The organism is Achromobacter sp. CSND-B12 (assembly GCF_052906545.1).
This window is the reverse complement of sequence record NZ_JBREGJ010000001.1, coordinates 1684677-1698165: the sequence shown is the minus strand read 5'-3', so window position 1 is coordinate 1698165 and position 13489 is coordinate 1684677. Positions and strand designations below refer to the sequence as shown.

General features: G+C 69.0%; 16 protein-coding genes. 4 read left to right on the top strand and 12 right to left on the bottom strand.

Features of this window, described 5'->3' with window-relative positions; translation table 11 throughout:
• Positions 1-8 precede the first annotated feature (8 nt).
• The 5 genes from ACUTAG_RS07885 to ACUTAG_RS07865 all read right to left on the bottom strand — a co-directional run bounded on the left by ACUTAG_RS07885 (position 9) and on the right by ACUTAG_RS07865 (position 2658).
• A complete protein-coding gene (locus ACUTAG_RS07885; RefSeq protein WP_006385585.1) occupies positions 9-335 on the bottom strand; it encodes a hypothetical protein in 327 nt (108 codons plus the stop codon).
• Positions 336-497: 162 nt separating this feature from the next.
• A complete protein-coding gene (gene infA / locus ACUTAG_RS07880; protein ID WP_006385584.1) occupies positions 498-761 on the bottom strand; it encodes a translation initiation factor IF-1 in 264 nt (87 codons plus the stop codon).
• Between the two features lie 517 nt (positions 762-1278).
• Positions 1279-1818 carry an SRPBCC family protein gene (locus tag ACUTAG_RS07875; protein WP_006385583.1) on the bottom strand — a complete coding sequence of 180 codons (540 nt, stop codon included), beginning with the start codon at positions 1816-1818 and terminating at the stop codon, positions 1279-1281.
• The gene (locus tag ACUTAG_RS07870; RefSeq protein WP_006385582.1) at positions 1815-2174 is read right to left on the bottom strand and encodes an ArsR/SmtB family transcription factor; all 360 of its coding nucleotides are present in this window, start codon (positions 2172-2174) and stop codon (positions 1815-1817) included. Before ACUTAG_RS07870 ends, ACUTAG_RS07875 begins: the two co-directional genes overlap by 4 nt.
• Positions 2175-2226: 52 nt before the next feature.
• A complete protein-coding gene (locus tag ACUTAG_RS07865; protein WP_049054896.1) occupies positions 2227-2658 on the bottom strand; it encodes a GFA family protein in 432 nt (143 codons plus the stop codon).
• A 198-nt stretch (positions 2659-2856) separates the two neighbouring features.
• Here ACUTAG_RS07865 and phnC point away from each other — a divergent pair, with 198 nt between their 5' ends.
• The 3 genes from phnC (at position 2857) to phnE (ending at position 5581) form a co-directional block, all read left to right on the top strand.
• Positions 2857-3699 (top strand): phosphonate ABC transporter ATP-binding protein, encoded by an 843-nt coding sequence (gene phnC, locus ACUTAG_RS07860; protein WP_006385580.1) that lies wholly within the window; start codon positions 2857-2859, stop codon positions 3697-3699.
• A 29-nt stretch (positions 3700-3728) separates the two neighbouring features.
• Positions 3729-4709 (top strand): phosphonate ABC transporter substrate-binding protein, encoded by a 981-nt coding sequence (gene phnD / locus ACUTAG_RS07855; protein WP_006385579.1) that lies wholly within the window; start codon positions 3729-3731, stop codon positions 4707-4709.
• A gap of 77 nt (positions 4710-4786) precedes the next feature.
• A complete protein-coding gene (gene phnE / locus ACUTAG_RS07850) occupies positions 4787-5581 on the top strand; it encodes a phosphonate ABC transporter, permease protein PhnE (protein WP_070539952.1) in 795 nt (264 codons plus the stop codon).
• Between the two features lie 32 nt (positions 5582-5613).
• On the opposite strand, the gene ACUTAG_RS07845 is transcribed toward phnE, so the two are convergent.
• Genes ACUTAG_RS07845 through ACUTAG_RS07835 form a run of 3 tightly spaced genes read right to left on the bottom strand, consistent with a single transcriptional unit; the run spans position 5614 to position 8962 of the window.
• Positions 5614-6105, bottom strand: coding sequence for a GAF domain-containing protein (locus ACUTAG_RS07845; RefSeq protein ID WP_006385577.1), 492 nt, complete (start codon positions 6103-6105; stop codon positions 5614-5616).
• Positions 6102-7073, bottom strand: a complete 972-nt coding sequence (locus ACUTAG_RS07840; protein WP_006385576.1) for a Bug family tripartite tricarboxylate transporter substrate binding protein — start codon at positions 7071-7073, stop codon at positions 6102-6104. The genes ACUTAG_RS07845 and ACUTAG_RS07840 overlap by 4 nt, the downstream gene beginning before the upstream one ends.
• A gap of 56 nt (positions 7074-7129) precedes the next feature.
• A complete protein-coding gene (locus ACUTAG_RS07835) occupies positions 7130-8962 on the bottom strand; it encodes a gamma-glutamyltransferase family protein (RefSeq protein WP_054442910.1) in 1833 nt (610 codons plus the stop codon).
• A gap of 107 nt (positions 8963-9069) precedes the next feature.
• Here ACUTAG_RS07835 and ACUTAG_RS07830 point away from each other — a divergent pair, with 107 nt between their 5' ends.
• Positions 9070-10029 carry a LysR family transcriptional regulator gene (locus tag ACUTAG_RS07830; protein ID WP_070539957.1) on the top strand — a complete coding sequence of 320 codons (960 nt, stop codon included), beginning with the start codon at positions 9070-9072 and terminating at the stop codon, positions 10027-10029.
• Between the two features lie 41 nt (positions 10030-10070).
• Here ACUTAG_RS07830 and phnN read toward each other — a convergent pair whose 3' ends face one another.
• The 4 genes from phnN to phnF all read right to left on the bottom strand — a co-directional run bounded on the left by phnN (position 10071) and on the right by phnF (position 13408).
• A complete protein-coding gene (gene phnN, locus ACUTAG_RS07825; RefSeq protein WP_006385572.1) occupies positions 10071-10649 on the bottom strand; it encodes a phosphonate metabolism protein/1,5-bisphosphokinase (PRPP-forming) PhnN in 579 nt (192 codons plus the stop codon).
• Positions 10646-11389: a DUF1045 domain-containing protein gene (locus ACUTAG_RS07820; RefSeq protein WP_148319226.1), complete on the bottom strand. Its 744-nt coding sequence runs from the start codon at positions 11387-11389 to the stop codon at positions 10646-10648. The genes phnN and ACUTAG_RS07820 overlap by 4 nt, the downstream gene beginning before the upstream one ends.
• A 2-nt stretch (positions 11390-11391) precedes the next feature.
• A complete protein-coding gene (locus ACUTAG_RS07815) occupies positions 11392-12588 on the bottom strand; it encodes an alpha-D-ribose 1-methylphosphonate 5-triphosphate diphosphatase (RefSeq protein WP_020926717.1) in 1197 nt (398 codons plus the stop codon).
• A 97-nt stretch (positions 12589-12685) separates the two neighbouring features.
• Positions 12686-13408 carry a phosphonate metabolism transcriptional regulator PhnF gene (gene phnF, locus ACUTAG_RS07810; RefSeq protein ID WP_006385569.1) on the bottom strand — a complete coding sequence of 241 codons (723 nt, stop codon included), beginning with the start codon at positions 13406-13408 and terminating at the stop codon, positions 12686-12688.
• Positions 13409-13489 lie beyond the last annotated feature (81 nt).

The following is a 13489-nucleotide window of genomic DNA, read 5'->3' as shown; positions in this document are numbered from 1 at the left end:
CGCCGTCCTCAGGCGGGGGCGGCGGCCTGCTCGGGCCGCAGCGCGGCGGCATCCTGCGACTGCTGCAGCGCGATGCGGTGCAGGATGTACTGGTGCATGCGTTCGGCGTAGCGCATCTTTTCCAGCATGTCGTGCAACTGCACTTCCTGGTCATCCAGGCAGTTGTCGTACTTGGTCTTGGCCTCGGCGTAGGTCAGGCCGGTATTGCGCAGGCTGTTGATGAACGCTTCGCGCGACTGATGCAGCAGGCGCAGGCCTTCTTCCCCCTTGGCGAAGCGTCTTCGCGTCAGGGAGAGCTGGTCGGCGGCTTCCTTCAGTTCCTGGGTCAGATCCATCTTGCTGCGTATGCGTTGCCGCCGGGCCGGGCGCCGGGCGGAGCGCCATTCTTTCACGAACCGGGGTCTTGCGCATTACTACGGCAGCGCGCGGGCGGGCTTAAGGCCGCGTGGCGCGCCAGGGCGGGGCGGAAAGCCGGCGCATGCCGGCCCCGCGGTTTTTCAGCGGCGATGCTGCTGGGGACGGCTCGGGGCGGGGCCGCGCTCATCCTTGTGGCGGAAGTTGATGCGGCCCTTGGTCAGGTCGTACGGCGACATTTCCAGGGTGACGCGGTCACCGGCCAGGATGCGGATGCGGTGCTTGCGGATGCGGCCGGAGGCGTAGGCGCCCACTTCGATGCCGTTATCCAGGGTGACGCGGTAGCGGCTATCGGGCAGCACTTCGTCAACGATGCCATCCAGTTCGATGAGTTCTTCTTTAGCCATTCTCTACTCCTTGATCAATACGCGCCGCCATGCCGTCGGCATGGCGCGCCACCGGGGCGGCGAGCGCGTCGGACTCTGATAGCCAGGTCCAGCGGTTGAACGTAAAACGTCCGGGCAAGCGCGGGTATGGGCCATGGCATCCCGAGTGGATGTCTGAAATGACGGATACTCGCGCCGCGAGGGCAGTGTGCGCGCGATGCGCAGCTTGGTCGCGGGTCGGCGCTTGTGGCGCGTCGCCGGAAGAAGCGGGTTGGAGTGTCTGCTGCAACGGCGCGCGGCGCGGGTTGCGCCATGGGCCAGGGGCAGGTTTCACCCAAGAAAACCGGTTGCAGCGTCGCAGGTATGCCAGGCGAAAGTCCGGCATGGCCCGTAGTAACTGCGGGTAGGCGCTCGACGTGAACGAAGCCCGGTTTTTGCGGAAAAATCACGCACTTATGTTACTGCAAAGCGCAATGATTAGCCAGTTTTTATCCGGCTTCGTGGCGTGATAGTTGCTATTGAACGACTGACCGGCTTTTCATTGCGCGGGGATGCGCGCCTGGTAGTCGGCTTCCCAGCGCAGCAGCGCCGACCAGAAGGGGCCCGGTTCGCGCCCCGCCAGGCGGGCCGACAGTACTCCCAGATGCGTATGCCAGCCGCCGGCCACGTCGATCATGCCGGCACGCGAAGCCAGTTTGCGATGGGTCAGCACCAGGCGGGTGTCGTCCCCTTGTGGGGACAGTTCGAACGTCACTTCGGACGGTTCGCCGGGCGAGCCTCCCCAGGTGAATGCCAGCAGCCGCGGCGGCTCGCAACGCGTGATGACGCCGTGGGTGGTGACGCCGTTCTCGTACGGCCTGTATGGCTCGGGGGTGGGCTCGGCCACGGACGACAGGTCGGCATGGACGAAACGCAGCGTAACGCCGCCGCCTTCGCGCAATTCCATGTCGCCGGTCGCCAGCCACAGGCCGCGCTTGTCGGATTCGGTCAGGAAGGCCCAGACCCGTTCGACGCTGGCTGGCAGCACGCGGGTAAAGCAGAGGGACGTGGGGCTGGTGACGACACCGTATTCACTCATGTTGGCTCTCCGGGGGAGTCCGGCCGGGGCGCATGGGCGGCCAGCGCGGCTTCAAGCGCGTCCAGCCTGCCCGACCAGAAATGTTCGTAGAAACGCAGCCATTGCATGGCTTCGGCCATGGGGGCCGGCTCGAGGCTGCACACGTGGCTGCGGCCCTTGACGGTGCGCCGCAGCAGGCCGGCCCGTTCCAGCGCCTGCACGTGCTTGGAGGCGCCGGCGAAACTCATGCGCAGGGGCGCGGCCAGTTCACCGATGGTCCGGTCTCCGCCCGCCAGGCTTTGCAGCATGTCGCGGCGCGTGGGGTCGGCCAGCGCGCGAAAGACGGCATCGAGGGAGGAAGGCATTGATTCAACCATAGGGTTGAATATAGCCTGCCGTTCATATCGAATTCAACTGTTTGGTTGAATTTTATGTAACCGCGTGGGGCAAGGCCGCTTCGGCATCTTCATAGGCCCCCGGATAGCGCGGCAGGTTGTCGGTGATGTCGAACCACGGCGCCTTGCTGGCGACGTGGCAATGCGCGGCTGGCTTGATGCCCGGGTCGTCGTCCAGGGCGCCCAGCGGCAGGCCGTAGATGTCGGGCGTCTGGTCGAAGCGGCTGAGCAGCGGCGTGCCGCAGGCCTCGCAGAAGCCGCGGTAGTTGCCGGGCGACGAGCAGTACCAGGTGACGTGGTTTTCCCCCTTGGTCCAGGCGAAGTCGGCGGCCTGCACCGTGGCGCGGCTGCGGAACGCGGCGCCGTGCGACTTGCGGCACATGGCGCAATGGCAATTGAGGGCGTCGGTGAGCGGGCCGGTGATCTGGTAGGCAACGCGGCCGCAGAGGCAGGAACCGTTGAGCATGATGACCGCCTGTCGGGAAGAGGGGATGCCTTGAATATACCCGGGGCCCGCGACAGCGGCGCGGCCATATATGACGGATGTCTTTCAGTTGGTTGCCATGGCCCCTATTTTCCGCCAAATGATTCGATCCCCGGGTCATCGCGTTGTCATGCCGCGAAAACAGAATGCGCGAATGAACCAGACCAAGGGGATTCAACGATGACCTACGCCATCGAAGTACAGGGGCTGAGCAAGTCCTTCCATCCCGGCGCGCGGGCGCTGGACAACGTCGACCTGCGCGTGGCCGACGGCGAGATGGTGGCACTGCTGGGCGCCTCGGGCTCCGGCAAGTCCACTCTGCTGCGCCACCTGGCCGGCTTCGTGGTGGGCGACGCCGGGCAGGGCAGCGTTACCGTCAATGGCCAGCTGATCCAGCGCCACGGCCGCCTGTCGCGCAATGTGCGCGGCGCCCGCGCCGGCATCGGCTTCGTGTTCCAGCAATTCAACCTGGTGGGCCGCCTGCCGGTGATCACCAACGTGCTGACCGGCCTGCTGCCGCGCGTGCCGATGTGGCGCAGCCTGACGCGCGTGTTCCTGCGGGCCGAAGTGCGCCAGGGGCTCGACGCGCTTGCCCAGGTTGGTATAGACGACTACGCATTTCAGCGCGCTTCGACGCTGTCCGGCGGCCAGCAGCAGCGCGCCGCCATCGCCCGCACCCTGGTGCAGAACGCCCGCGTGATCCTGGCCGACGAGCCGATCGCCTCGCTCGATCCGGAATCGTCACGTCGCGTGATGGACACGCTGGCGCAGATCAATCGCAGCCGCAAGGTGGCCGTGGTGGTCTCGCTGCACCAGGTCGATGTCGCCCTGCGCTACTGCCCGCGGGTGGTGGCGCTGCGCCATGGCAAGGTGGTCTACGACGGTCCCTCGGCCGAGCTGACGCCGGCCATGCTGCGCGACCTGTACGGCTCGGAATTGAGCGAGCTGCTTCCCGAATACACGCCGCAGGTCCTGCCCATGCCGGGCCTGGCGCCGCTTTCCCGACAGGCCTGCGCGGCCTGATCTTACCCGTTCCCTACCCGGAGCTTTCCATGCTACGCAGAACCTTTGTTGCCCTGATCGCCGCTGCCGCCTTGTCCACGCAAGTCCATGCGCAAGAGGCCAAGCCGTTGAACTTCGGCATCATTTCGACGGAGTCGTCGACCAACCTGAAGTCGGTGTGGCAGCCCGTCATCGACGACCTGAGCCGCGCCATCGGCGTGCCGGTCAAGCCGTTCTTCGCTTCCGACTACGCCGGCATCATCGAAGGCATGCGCTTCAACAAGGTGCAACTGGCCTGGTACGGCAACAAGTCGGCGATCGAAGCCGTGGACCGCGCCAGCGGCGAAGTGTTCGCCTCGGTGATCGACAAGGACGGCAACCCGGGCTACTGGTCGCTGCTGATCGTCAACAAGGACAGCGACATCAAGAGCCTGGACGACCTGCTCAAGCGCCGCGGCCAGCTGACCTACGGCGCCGGCGATCCCAACTCGACCTCGGGCACCGCCGTGCCCGGCTACTACCTGTGGGCCGCCAACAAGATCGAGCCCAAGACCTTCTTCAAGGCCGTGCGCGTCAGCAACCACGAGACCAACCTGCTGTCGGTGATCAACAAGCAGGTCGACGTGGCCGTCAACAACACCGAGGCGCTGGAGCGCTATCGCCTGAGCACCGGCAAGGACGCCAACGACAGCGTGCGCATCCTGTGGAAGTCGCCGCTGATCCCGGCCGATCCGCTGGTCATGCGCACCGACCTGCCGGCCGACATGAAGGCCAAGATCCGCGACTTCTTCGTCAACTACGGCAAGGGCAAGGACGCCGCGCGCGAGATGGCCAACCTGAAGGCGCTGACCTACCAGGGCTTCCGCGCCTCGGACAACCAGCAGTTGGTGCCGATCCGCCAGATCGAACTGGCGCGTGAAAAGGCCAAGATCGAGGCCGATGCCACCATCGGCCAGGCCGAGAAGCAGAAGCAGCTGGCCGAGCTGGACGCCAAGCTGGCCAGCCTGGGCCAGCCGACCGCCAAGCAGTAACGATGCCACGCGGCGCCGGCGCTTGCCCGTCAAGCGCCGGCGCCGCGTCCATCCGATTTTTCTATTCCGGAATCCCCATGACCCTGGCCGTGCCTTCTTCCCGTTCCCCCGCCGCGCCGCGCTCGTCGCTGCCGGTCCTGCTCGTATGGGCCTTCGTGCTGGCGCTGCTGGTGATGTCCTGGCGCGGCGCCGACATGCGGCCGCTGGACCTGTTGCGGGACTCGGGCAACATGGCCCAGTTCGCGGCCGACTTCTTTCCGCCCAATTTCCGCGACTGGCGCATGTACCTGGACGAGATGATCGTGACGGTGCAGATCGCGGTGTGGGGCACGTTCCTGGCGATCGTGGTGGCCGTGCCGCTGGGGCTGCTGTGTTCGTCGAACATGGTGCCGGCCTGGGTCTACCAACCGATGCGGCGCCTGATGGACGCCAGCCGCGCCATCAATGAAATGGTGTTCGCGATGCTGTTCATCGTGGCGGTGGGCCTGGGGCCCTTCGCCGGCGTGCTGGCGCTGTGGGTGCACACCACCGGCGTGCTGGCCAAGTTGTTTTCCGAGGCGGTCGAGGCCATCGACCCGCGCCCGGTCGAGGGCGTGCGCGCCACCGGCGCCAACGCGCTCGAAGAGATCGTCTATGGCGTGATCCCGCAGGTGCTGCCGCTGTGGATTTCGTATTCGCTGTACCGCTTCGAGTCGAACGTGCGCTCGGCCTCGGTGGTGGGCATCGTCGGCGCTGGCGGCATCGGCACGGTGCTGTGGGAAATCATCCGCAGCTTCCGCTATGCCGAAACCTGCGCGGTGATGATCATCATCGTCGGCTTCGTGGTCGTGATCGACATGGCGTCGGCCCGCATCCGCCGCGCGTTGATCTGAACCACGGGCGCGCCGCGGCGCGCCCCTTTGGCTCAGTCGGCCGGCGTGAGCGCCAGGAAGGCGGGCAGAGCCAGCAGTCCCGCCAGCCGGGCGGCGGCGATGTCGGCTGGCGCCAGCGCCGCGCGCGGCATCAGGAAGTTGACGGTGCCCAGGCAGGCGCCGTCGAACACCACCGGCACGTTGATCACCGAGCGCAGGCCGAGCGCCTGGATGGCGTCGTGATCGTCGAAGAACTCGCGGATCGCGTCGCTGCCCTCGCCGATGAAGACCTGGCGTTCGAGCAGGACGTGGCGGCCCCAGGCGGTGCCGCGCTTGTCCTTGCTGCCGCCGGGCGGATAGGCGGTGGGGTTCGAACTGTACAGCCGCACCACCCGCATGCGTTCGGCGTCATGGCGGTTGATGGTGCAGAGCGTGTGCCCCAGCGTGGCGTGGGCGTGCGCGTCGAGCGCGGCGAAGGCCGCCGGGGCCGAGGCCGCGTCATAGGCTTGCGCGAGGCGCTCGACGGTGTCGGACGTGATGCTCATTCGGCGGTGATTCCCAGTTCCTTGATGAGCTTGCCGTACTTGTCGGCATCGCGCGCCAGCACCTGGCCGAACTGCTCCGGCGTGGTGTCCAGCAGCAGCACGCCCATGTCGCCCATCTTCTTGACGACGTCGGGCCGCTTGAGAATCTTGTTGATCTCCTGGTTCAGCCGCGTCGTCAGTTCCGGCGGCATGCCGGCCGGGCCGAAGGCGCCGTACCAGACCGACAGTTCGTAGCCGGGCAGGGTCTCGGCCACGGTCGGCGCCTCGGGCAGCAGCGGCGAACGCTGTTCTTCGGTGACGGCCAGCAGCTTGAGCTTGCCGGTCTGCACATGCGGCAGGGTCTGCGTGCCGGCGCTGAACAGCACCTGGGTGCGGCCGGCCACCGTGTCCAGCACCGCCGGCGCGCCGCCGCGGTAGGGAATGTGCATCATCTTCACGCCCGCGGCCTTCTCGAACAGCGCGGCGCTCAGGTGGTTGGTCGAGCCCTGGCCGGCCGAGGCGTAGGCCACCTTGTCGGGGTTGGCCTTGACGTAGTCGATGAATTCCTTGACGTTGGCGGCCGGCACCGAGGGATGCACCACCATGGTGTTGGTGACCAGCGCCAGTTCGGCGATCGGCGTGAAGTCCTTGACGCCGTCGAACGGCATGTTGCCGTAGAGCGCCTGGTTCATGGTGTGGGTGCTCATCGAGCCGACCAGCAGCGTGTAGCCGTCGGGCTTGGCACGCGCGACGAAAGTGCTGCCGATGTTGCCCGAGGCGCCCGAGCGGTTCTCGACGATGACGGGCTGGCCGAGCGATTGCGTCAGGCCTTCGGACAGCACGCGCGCCAGGATGTCGGTGGAGCCGCCGGCGGCCCACGGCACGATCAGCGTGATCGGCTTTTCGGGCCAGGCGGCGTGCGCCAGCACGGGCGCGGCGCAGGCCAGGGTCAGGGCGCAGGCGCGCAACAGTCGTCGGATGGTCTTCATGGTGTTTACCCCTTGTGATGTGGCCGGTCTGTACGCCGGCTGGATGGAAAATCGGTTCATCGGCCGACCGCGTAGCCCTGCATGCCGCGCGGGTTGGCGGCGGCGCGCAGCAGCAGGCCGCCGCCGGCCGCGGGCTCGCGGGTGCAAGCGCTGATGCGGCCTTCGGACCAGTCGGGGCCGACACGCAACTCGTGGCCGGCCTCGCGCAGCGCTTGTTGCGTGGCTTCGGGCAGGCGGCCCTCGACCGTCAGGCGGTTCAGCGTCAGCGCGCGCGGCCAGAACGAGCCCGGGAAATGATCGATGTGCCAGGACGGCGCATCGATCGCCTCCTGCAGGTTCAGGCCCATGGCATGGCGCAGGAAGAAGGCCACCGTCCACTGGTCCTGCTGGTCGCCGCCGGGCGTGCCGAAGGCCATGTAGGGTTGGCCGTCGCGCAACACCAGGCCCGGCGACAACGTGGTGCAGGGCCGCTTGCCGGGTTGCAGCTGGCCGGGCACGCCGTCGTCCAGCCAGGTCATCTGCAATCGCGTGGTCAGCGGGAAGCCCAGCGCCGGCACCACCGGGCTGGACGACAGCCAACCGCCGGACGGCGTGGCCGCGACCATGTTGCCGTCGCGGTCGATGACGTCGATCTGGCAGGTATCGCCGACGAAGATCTCGCGCGCGGCCCATTCCGCCACCGGTGGCAGCGCCGCGAAGGTCGGCTCGCCCACGCCGAAGCGCGTGTCCGAGGCAGCCAGCGTGCGGGCGGCGGCCTCCAGGTCGGGCAGGCGCGGCGCCCGGCCCGCGGGAGAGCCGGGTTGCAGCGTGGCGGCGGCGCGGGGGCCGATGCCGCTGGCGCGCGCCCGGGCGTAGTCGTCGCTCAACAATGCGGCCAACGGCACGTCGACGAAATCGGGATCGCCGTACCAGGCGGCGCGGTCGGCGAAGGCCAGCTTGGCGGCTTCGGCCACGCGGTGCACGAACTGCGGCGAGGCCGGGTCCAGGCCGTCCATCTCCAGGTGGCGCAGCAGCGCCAGCTGTTGCAGGTGCACCGGGCCTTGCGACCACACGCCGCACTTGGCCACGGTGTAGCGGCCGTATTGCTGCGTGACGGGATCGTCGTAGCGGGCGCGCCAGTCGGCCAGGTCGGCCTTGCGCAGCAGGCCGCGATTGCGCTGGCCGGTGGTGTCGCGCACCGCTTCATGGGTGTAGTAGGCGTCTATCTCGTCGGCCACGAAACCGCGGTACCAGATGGCCAGCGCGGCATCGATGCGGCCATTGCGGTCGGTTGCCGCCGCGTGCGCCTCGTCCAGGATGCGGGTGTAGGTGGCGGCGATGGCCGGCGTGCGCAGCAGCGCGCCGGGCGCGGGCACTTTGCCGTCGGGCAGCCAGACGGCGGCCGAGCTGGTCCATTCGTCGCGGAACAGGGCCTGCACCGCCAGGATGGCCTGCGAGATGCGCGGCACCAGCGGAAAACCGTTGCGGGCGTAGTCGATGGCCGGGCGCAGTACGTCGGCCAGTTCCCAGGTGCCGTAGTCGCGCAGCAGGGTCAGCCAGGCGCCGAACGCGCCGGGCACGGTGGCGGGCAGCAGGCCGATGCCGGGCACCAGGTCCACGCCCAGTCCGCGAAAGTAGGCGGGCGTCGCCAGCGCCGGCGCCGGTCCCTGGCCACACAGGGCGCGCATGCGGCTCTCCCGTTCGCTCCACAGCAGGATCGGCACTTCGCCGCCGGGGCCGTTCAGGTGCGGCTCGACGATCTGCAGCGTGAAGCCGCCGGCCACCGCGGCGTCGAAGGCATTGCCGCCGCGCTCCAGCACGCCCATGGCGACCTGCGAGGCCAGCCAGTGGGTGGACGAGACGACGCCGAAGGTGCCGCGGATTTCCGGACGGGTGGTGAAGGTGGACATGGATGGTACGGGCAAGGATGGGTTTCGTCGCAGTATAGGAGCCTGAAATAACTCAGGAAGCCATTGTTGGCATAATTGAATAACCAATCAGTTATAGGAATGCGCCCGTGACCTGGGATGCCGCCCGACTTGCCAACCGCCTGCGTCAACGCCACCTGGTGCTGCTGGAAAACATCGCCCGCCACGGCACGCTGACGCGCGTGGCAGCGGCCACCGGCATCAGCCAGCCGGCCGCCACCAAGGCGCTGGCCGAGCTGGAGGCCATTTTCGGCGCGCCGCTGTTCCTGCGCACCGGGCGCGGCATGCAGCCCACGCCGCTGGGCGAGCTGGCGCTGGTGCGCGCCCGGCGCATGCAGAGCGACCTGGACCTGTGGGCGCGCGAGGTCGAGGCGCTGCACGATGGCAGGGCCGCCCACCTGCACGTGGGCGTGGTGCCGTATGTATCGAGCGCGCTGCTGACCGCGGCCATTGGCCGGCTGCACCAGCGCCATGGCGTCACCCTGACGCTGCACCGGGCGACGACCGATCACCTGGTGCCGATGCTGCGGCGGCACGAACTCGACTGCGTCATCAGCCGCGCCACGTCGACGGTGGCGCAAGATGACCTGGACCATCGGGTGCTGTACCGGCAGCGGCCGCGCGTGATCGCGCACAGCCGCCTGGCGCAGCGCCTGGCGCGGCGGGCGCCGGACTGGGCGCAACTGGCGGGGATGGACTGGGTGCTGCCGGCGGTGAACACGCCGACGCGGCAATTGATCGTCGAACACTTCATCCGCGCCGGCCTGCGCTCGCCATCGCCGGTGCTGGAGGCCTATTCCACCGACGTGATCGAAGGCATGCTCAGCGCCAACCCCGCGCTGGTGTCGGTGGTGCCGGAAGACATCGCGCGCGAGCTGTGCCAGCGCGGCAAGCTCGGCATGGTGCCGTGGGATTTCGGTTGGGAGCTGCCGCCCATCAACCTGATCCGCCGCCGGCGCGCGCAGGCGCTGGCGGCCGAGGAACGCTTTTCGGACATCCTGCTGGAGTTGTGCGCGGACCTTGGCCAGGATGCGCGGCCGCGGGCTTGAGGCGTGTGGCCGCGTCCGGGCTGCCTGGCGCTCCGCGCGGTCTATGCGATGAGGCGGCCGCGGGCGATATCCAGCAATTCGGCGGCCGCGGCTTCCGGCGCGCCGTTGTTGGCGACGCGCAGCAGGCGGCAACCGTCGGGGACGGGGAAGTCCTGCGCGGCGCGCAACAGGCGCTGGCTGATCTGTTCGGGGGATTCGCGGCCGCGCGCCGCCAGCCGCTGCGCTAGCCGCGCGGGATCGACGGTGATCTCCACCGCCGTCAGCGCCGGATAGCGCCGATGCGCTTCGGCCAGGTGGGCGCGCGAGCCGTTGACGATGACGGCCGCGCCGCCGTCCAGCCAGGTATCGACCTCGATGCCGATGCCGTAATGCAGGCCGTGGCTGGCCCAGCGCAGGGCGAAGCAGCCCAGCGCGGCGCGGCGCGCGAATTCATCGACGCTCAGGCGCAGCGCGTCCTCGCTGGCGCCGCTGTCGCGGGTGATGTAGCGGTGCGCCACCAGCACCGGTTCGTCGCCGCGCAGGCCGGCGCGCAGCAGCCGCAGCAGGGTGTCCTTGCCGCTGCCGGACGCGCCCATCAGGTAGACCAGGCGTTCGCCGCTGGCGGGAACGGGCGGGTTCATGCCGCGGCCGGTCCTTCCAGGTAGGCCGCGCCCGCCGCGTCGACGTGGCCGCCGTCGAAGCGGTAGTGGCGCGCCGTGATGAAGTCGGCGCCCGCTTCCGGCTGTACATACACGCTCACGCCGGGCACCGGCATGGGCTGGCCGCGCAATGGGTCGGCGAAGGCGGCGATGCCTGCCCGGGCCTGTTCCAGCGCTTCGCCGTCGAGCTTGCCGGTCAGCGTGATGTGGAAGGTGAAGGTATCGAACACGTAGGGGTAGCCCCAGCGCGCCAGCATGGCCTGCTGTTTGGGCGATAGCGCATGCGCCTGGCGCCGGGCCAGTTCGTCGGCGCCGGGCGCGGCGCGCAGGTCGTCCAGGCCGCGCACGGCGGCGGCGGCCAGGGCGTTGATGCGGGCGCGGCCGTCGGCGTCGGAAGATGCGATGCGCCAGGCCAGGAAGCCGCGCAGCGGCTCGCATTCGAGCTGGATGCCGAAGGCGCTGTCGCCGGCGGCGAGGCGGCGCGCGGCGGCGTCCACATCCCGCGGCGTGGCGCCGGCGCGCAGCCGGAAGGGCGGCTTCAGCGTGGCGTGCAGGCCGTAATGGCGCGGCGCCGCGGTCCAGTCGCGCGCGGCCTCGGGCTGGCCGGGCAGCGGCGGCAGGGCCGCGCCGGTGTCGGCGCAACGGCCCAGCCAGCGGCTGCCCAGCTCACGCCAGGGGCCGGTGGGGGCGAGATACAGCGCGTAGCGGTGGGCCGACGGCATGGTCAGGCCGCCATGCGCTGGTGGCGGTCGTCGCCGAAGGCGCGGGTGGCGTAGCGCAGCTCGCCGCCGACGATGGCGGCGCAGACGCGCGGCAGTCCGGGCACCTGGTCGTCGACCACGATGGCGTCGGCGATCAGGCCGGGCGCCAGCATGCCGCGATCCTGCAGGCCGGCGGCGCGCGCCGGGTTCAGCGACACCAGGTTCCAGGCCTGCTCCAGCGGCAGCACGCCGTCGTTCACCAGGCGCAGCGCCGCCGCCAGCGGCGCGGGGTAGTAATAGTCGGAGGTCAGGATGTCGCACAACCCGGCGCGGACCATTTCGGTGGCGCTGGGGGCGTTGGTGTGGCTGCCGCCGCGCACCACGTTGGGCGCGCCGAACACCACCGAGTTGCCCAGGTCGCGGGCCACGCTGGCGGCGTCGCGCGTCAGCGGGAATTCCGCCACGCCGCAACCCAGTTGGTGGTAGTAGCGGCGGGTGGCGGCGTCGGGATCGTCGTGCGAGGCGACCCGCAGTCCGGCCGCCTGCGCGCTGGCGGTCAGCTCGCGCATGGCGTCGGCCACCGAGTCGGCCGCGCCCATGGCGCGGCGGATGCGCTCCTGGAAGGTGTCCAGGTCGCATTCGGCGCGGTCGGCGTATTGCAGCAGCTTGCGGTCGTCGCCCAGGCGGCGCGCCATGCTGGGCAGGTGGTCATTGAGGGCGACGAAGCGCACGCGGCCGTCGCGGATCCATTGCTGGGCGGTCTCGACGCCGCCGACGTGGTGGGTCTCGAAGCGCAGATGCACGTAGTGGCGCGCGCCCATGAGGTGCCGCATGCGTTCGAGCGCGGCGAACATGCGCTCGGCGTAGGCCTCGCCGCGCAGGCCGCCTTCCCACGACAGCGTGACGCCGTGGAATTCGGTGGTGATGCCGTTGGCCAGCAACTGGCGGTCGACGTCGAACAGCGCGCCGTCGTAGGGGAAGGTGACGCTGGGGCGCGGCATGATGGCGCGCTCGAAGGCATCGCCGTGCAGGTCGACGATGCCGGGCAGCACCAGCAGGTCGCCGGCGTCGAACCAGGCCGCGCCGCGCGCGGGCGTGCCGCCGGCGTCGTCGATCAGTCCGGCGTGGAATCGCAGGCTGGCGTGCTCGATGCCGCGCGGGGTCAGGATACGTTGGCCTGTGACACCGGCCAGGGGCGAGGGGGCGTGTGCTTGGTTCATGAAGGGAAGTTAGCGGTGTTGCATTACAACCAGATGTCTAGATGAATGAAATCGCCGTGCCGCCCGCGCGGCCGCCGGAAAGCGGCCGCAGCCGCGCTCAACTGTCGTCCGCCACCATGAGTTGCACCAGGTCGCCCACGAAGCGGGTGATGCTGTATTGCAGCGGCGCGCCGGCCTGGTCGACGTTCAGGGCTTCCACCTGCAGGATCGGGCGTGTCTTGGGTTGGCCCAGGATGCGCGCCACCTCCGGCGACGGCAGGGTGGCGGTGATGCGCGACCACTTGCGGGTGTAGTCGCCGATGCCGTAATGGGCGTAGACCTTGGACACCGAGCGCAGGGTGTTCATGCGCTCGATGAAATCGGGGAAGCGCTTTTCGTCGAAGTAGTGTTCCGAGGCGCTGATGGGGCGGTTCTCGGCCTTGCCGACCATCTGCACCCGCAGCAGCGGGGCGTTGCGCGCCAGGCCCAGGTGCTTGGCGATCTCGGCCGCGCGCAGCGTCTGGCTGCCCAGCGCTTCGAGGTGGCCCAGCATGCCCTGGCTGCGCAGGTTCTCGGAAAAGCGCGTGCGCTTGCCGATGGCGTAGTCGATGGCGTGTTCCTGCACGAAGGTGCCGCGGCCCTGCTCGATGCGCACCAGTCCGCTCTGTTCCAGTTCGCCCATGGCGCGCCGGATGGTGTGGCGGTTGACGGAGAACTTGGCGGCCAGTTCCGGTTCGGAGGGCAGTTGTTCGCCCGCCGTGTACAGCTTGTTGCGGATGTCGTCCGCCAGGGACTCGCCAATCTGTCGCCACACGGCGATGCCGGAACCTCTTTCGACCATGGAATGTGCTCGTGCTGTCATATCAGCTTCATCAGGAATGGCTGTGATTGTGCACCAAGCGGCGGGCGGGGGATAGGCGAT

What these genes read in the sequence shown, in the direction of transcription:
- phnE (WP_070539952.1), top strand. Translation starts at nt 4,787, where the DNA reads ATGACCCTGGCCGTGCCTTCTTCCCGTTCCCCCGCCGCGCCGCGCTCG.
- ACUTAG_RS07870 (WP_006385582.1), bottom strand. Translation starts at nt 2,174, where the DNA reads ATGGTTGAATCAATGCCTTCCTCCCTCGATGCCGTCTTTCGCGCGCTG.
- ACUTAG_RS07840 (WP_006385576.1), bottom strand. Translation starts at nt 7,073, where the DNA reads ATGAAGACCATCCGACGACTGTTGCGCGCCTGCGCCCTGACCCTGGCC.
- ACUTAG_RS07875 (WP_006385583.1), bottom strand. Translation starts at nt 1,818, where the DNA reads ATGAGTGAATACGGTGTCGTCACCAGCCCCACGTCCCTCTGCTTTACC.
- phnF (WP_006385569.1), bottom strand. Translation starts at nt 13,408, where the DNA reads ATGGTCGAAAGAGGTTCCGGCATCGCCGTGTGGCGACAGATTGGCGAG.
- ACUTAG_RS07845 (WP_006385577.1), bottom strand. Translation starts at nt 6,105, where the DNA reads ATGAGCATCACGTCCGACACCGTCGAGCGCCTCGCGCAAGCCTATGAC.
- ACUTAG_RS07815 (WP_020926717.1), bottom strand. Translation starts at nt 12,588, where the DNA reads ATGAACCAAGCACACGCCCCCTCGCCCCTGGCCGGTGTCACAGGCCAA.
- phnC (WP_006385580.1), top strand. Translation starts at nt 2,857, where the DNA reads ATGACCTACGCCATCGAAGTACAGGGGCTGAGCAAGTCCTTCCATCCC.
- ACUTAG_RS07865 (WP_049054896.1), bottom strand. Translation starts at nt 2,658, where the DNA reads ATGCTCAACGGTTCCTGCCTCTGCGGCCGCGTTGCCTACCAGATCACC.
- infA (WP_006385584.1), bottom strand. Translation starts at nt 761, where the DNA reads ATGGCTAAAGAAGAACTCATCGAACTGGATGGCATCGTTGACGAAGTG.
- phnN (WP_006385572.1), bottom strand. Translation starts at nt 10,649, where the DNA reads ATGAACCCGCCCGTTCCCGCCAGCGGCGAACGCCTGGTCTACCTGATG.
- ACUTAG_RS07835 (WP_054442910.1), bottom strand. Translation starts at nt 8,962, where the DNA reads ATGTCCACCTTCACCACCCGTCCGGAAATCCGCGGCACCTTCGGCGTC.
- ACUTAG_RS07820 (WP_148319226.1), bottom strand. Translation starts at nt 11,389, where the DNA reads ATGCCGTCGGCCCACCGCTACGCGCTGTATCTCGCCCCCACCGGCCCC.
- phnD (WP_006385579.1), top strand. Translation starts at nt 3,729, where the DNA reads ATGCTACGCAGAACCTTTGTTGCCCTGATCGCCGCTGCCGCCTTGTCC.
- ACUTAG_RS07885 (WP_006385585.1), bottom strand. Translation starts at nt 335, where the DNA reads ATGGATCTGACCCAGGAACTGAAGGAAGCCGCCGACCAGCTCTCCCTG.